Below are 3,221 nucleotides of genomic sequence, written 5' to 3'. Positions count from 1 at the left end.
GAGCCAGATGCGTCGTGGCAAGGCGCCGGGGCCGGAGCTGCCGGAAGTCCCAGGCGAAGGCATGCCCGCGGCATTGCCGCCCGAGGCCCCGCTGGTACCTGCGGCCACGCGGCCCGTGGAGGCGCAGTTGCGGGGCCTGGCGCTTGAGACGGGGGTGGGGGCGGAGGGCGCAATCGCGGCGGACGTCGAGCCGCTGGCGGCGCCTGTGGCCCCCGTCGTCGAGGCAGGGCGGTGCTCGTTCCTCTCGCGACTCCGGCTGGGGCGTGTGCTGGGGGCGGGGCTGCTGGCCATGGCCCTCGCGTCTGGGGCGTACTTCTCACAGCGGACGGACTCACCGCAGCCGCAGGGCGCCCCCGGCCAAGAAGTAGCGCCATATACAAAGAAACCTCAAGCTGCCCCGGCCGCAGCTCCCACCGGGCCGGAGGCAACACCTGCGGCCGTCGCTCCCCCCGCGACGCTTCCCGAGGTGACTGCAACCGTGACGACACCCAAGAGTGACACCCCTTCCTCCCCGCCGGTGCCTGCCAAGAAGGCCACGAGGAGCGTCAGCAGTGCCGTGGTGACGGCGGCCCTCTGCACCACGTTCGCGTGCTCCGGTCCCCAGGTGCGCCCGGCTCCGGACCCCGAACCGTGCCCGGCAGGCTCCACCAAGGGCATGAAGAAGCTGGGCATGGACATTGGGGATCGCGAGGGCGCGAGCTTCGTCCGAGGGGACCAAAAATACGTAACGGTGAAGGAAGGCACTGCGCAGATCATTGTGGGGTCGGACTACGCAACTCTGTCTGGGCGACTCGTTATCGCCGACCGCGTCTACGTCCGACTGACGCGAGCGCGATTTCGCGGAGAGAGCTTCCCTGTGTGCCTGGAGGTACAGGACAACTCTCGCAACCGCGGACTGGAGATAGAGGGTGGCGGAGGGGAGACGGGGAAGGCGCGCGTGTACTCCGCCGTTTGGGTCAAGGCAGTGAGTGAGTTTGAATGACCTGTCGTTGTTGAGCAGGCGTCCGTGAGTCGCCAGCGGTGTCGCCGCTGGCTTGGTAGGGGAGACGTCGCGTGCATCATTCCGTGTCGGCCGTGCTGCTTTTCCTCCTCCTCACAGGAGGGGGGACGGCTCTTGCGCAGTCGCCCTCATCTACCGTGGGGCTGAGCATTCGGCGAATCGAGCTGGTCTCGGATGATGTTCAGCCAGTGGTTGAAGTAGCAGTGAGCCCTGGGCTCTCGACGATGTTTCTCTTTGATTCGGAGGTGAGTCGAGAGGGGCTGACGCTCGAGGGACGCGAGCGCTTCGCGATGGTGGACGCTGGGCTCACTACCTTGCGCCTGATTCCGTCAGAGAAAATCTCGGCGGGAGAACGGCTCAAGCTGACGGTGCGTTTCCAGGATGGCGCTGCCCCGGCGAGTGCGACGTTTGTCCTGGTCTCGCACCCCGCACGGTCGGAGGCGCATGTCGAAGTCTATCGGCGCAAGAGGAGCGTCGAGAACTACCAGGAAGAAGTCCGTCAGGCGCGCATCGAAGCAGAGAAGTGCCGAGAGGAGAATGAGCGCCTGCGCGCGGAGCGAAGTGCTCCTGATGGGCTGACGGGACTCATCTCGACGGAAGTCCTCAGTGGGCGGGGCGTTGAGTTCCGCGACGTGACCAAGGATGTAACTCAGGGCCCGGGCGGGGCCGCAGCCAAGCACTATGCCAATGCATACCGCGCAGCCCGCCGGGTGGCCGTCGAGGTCATCCTCGTGTCACGGGGGGATGACCAACCGTGGACTGCCAAGGGGGCAACCCTACGGGGCAAGGCCAACGAGGAGTTGAAGGTGCTTCAAGTCTGGCAGTCCGGCCCCGTGGCCCCCGGTTCAACCGTCCAGCGCGTGGTGGTAGAGGCTGAGGCAGCATCCGAGTCTCCCCAAGGCCCCTTCACGCTGAAGCTCTGGGATGCGGATGGGCGCCGCACCGTCACCCTGGGGAACGTCACCTTCCCTTAACCCAGCGGGCACCACCTCCAAGTCCTTTCGTGGGTTTCCGGCATTGGGGGCTTGTGCCGAATGCCAATATAGGGTCCAATGGACTAGACCTATTGGTCTAGTCCATTCTGGCGTTCCCTGGAGGCGATGTGTTCCTCACTGTGCTGGAGTGCGCGCGCGTGACTGCGCGCTTCCTTGGTGGCTGCGGAGTGCGCCCGGCGGGCGACGCGCCTGAGCCACCTTCCTAGCTCCGCTTCGAAGTCGGCGTTGGGCCCTCGCGCTGCGCCGAAGACTTCCCGCACCGCCATGTGAGGCGCGTGCTGGCGGTCGTTGTGCGCCGAGTGGCCGTCTGCGCTTCGTCGGGCCGCGTGTCTGACGGGCGCTGAGGAGCCCTTCCTCAGTCATCCCAATTCGCGCTTGGAGTCATGAGCGGAGCCGGGCCTTGCCCTGGCGCCGTCGCGCGACACGTCTGTCTGCTGTTGGGACGGAGCCAGGCTTCCTGGCGCCGTGACGTGACTCGCCTGCCTGCTGTTGAGACTGCGCTGGGGCTTCCTGGCGCCGTGACGTGACACGTCTGTTTGTCGTTTCGCCCGGCCGGCCTGCCGGCGACTCCCGCAATGCAATGCACTCACCCGCGCAGCCCGGCTGCCCTGCCGGACTGAACGGGAAACCTCTGTCCTTTGCCCCTCCGGGGCCTTCTCAGGAGACGTCGATGTTCATGCGCTGGGCCGTCGTGTTGCTGTTGGTGTTACCCGAAATGGGGTGGGCGGAAGAGATTGCCTATCCTGAAGACTACGTGGCCGAGGAGGAGGTGGACCCCGTTGAGCCAGAGGGGGACGCGTTGCTCGAGCCTTCCATGGACGAGGGGAGTGCCCTCGTCGAGGAGGAGCCGGCCTCGTCCAGCTCGGGCTCTGACTGGGCGAACCGGCTGAGCCTAGAGACGACGACGGTGGCGCTGCTGCCGCAGAGAGGGGCGGGGAAGGACGAAGGCTTCCTGCAGCTCCACCCACGGCTGGAGGTCGTCAAGCCAGGCTTCCTCCAAGTCGAGCTGGGCGCTCCGGTGCGCCTGCGCATGTGGGGCGGAGAGGTGGGGGGAAGTCTGGTGCGCAAGGAGGACTGGGACGAGCTCTCCGACTGGGGCCAGGTGGTGCAGAACCTGATGGTGGGAGGCGACGCGCCGAACTTCGTGTGGGTGGGCGCATTGGAGTCCTACACGCTGCTGTCCGGGCACCTGGTGCGCCGCTACAACAACAGGGGCAACCCGGACT

General features: G+C 66.6%; 1 protein-coding gene and 2 pseudogenes. All 3 read left to right on the top strand.

Translation table 11 applies throughout. From position 1 onward, the window contains the following. Window positions 1-982 (top strand): annotated as a pseudogene (locus tag FL344_RS38010) (serine/threonine protein kinase); the annotation flags it as partial. A 71-nt stretch (window positions 983-1,053) separates the two neighbouring features. Then, window positions 1,054-1,974 carry a DUF2381 family protein gene (locus FL344_RS38005; protein ID WP_141621934.1) on the top strand — a complete coding sequence of 307 codons (921 nt, stop codon included), beginning with the start codon at window positions 1,054-1,056 and terminating at the stop codon, window positions 1,972-1,974. Window positions 1,975-2,665: 691 nt separating this feature from the next. Further along, window positions 2,666-3,221, top strand: a pseudogene (locus FL344_RS38000) (hypothetical protein); the annotation flags it as partial.

It is taken from the genome of Myxococcus sp. AB036A (assembly GCF_006547355.1).
GTDB classification, from domain to species: Bacteria; Myxococcota; Myxococcia; order Myxococcales; family Myxococcaceae; genus Myxococcus; species Myxococcus virescens.
The sequence above is the reverse complement of the archived record's forward strand: the minus strand, read 5'-3'. Positions and strand labels throughout refer to the sequence as shown.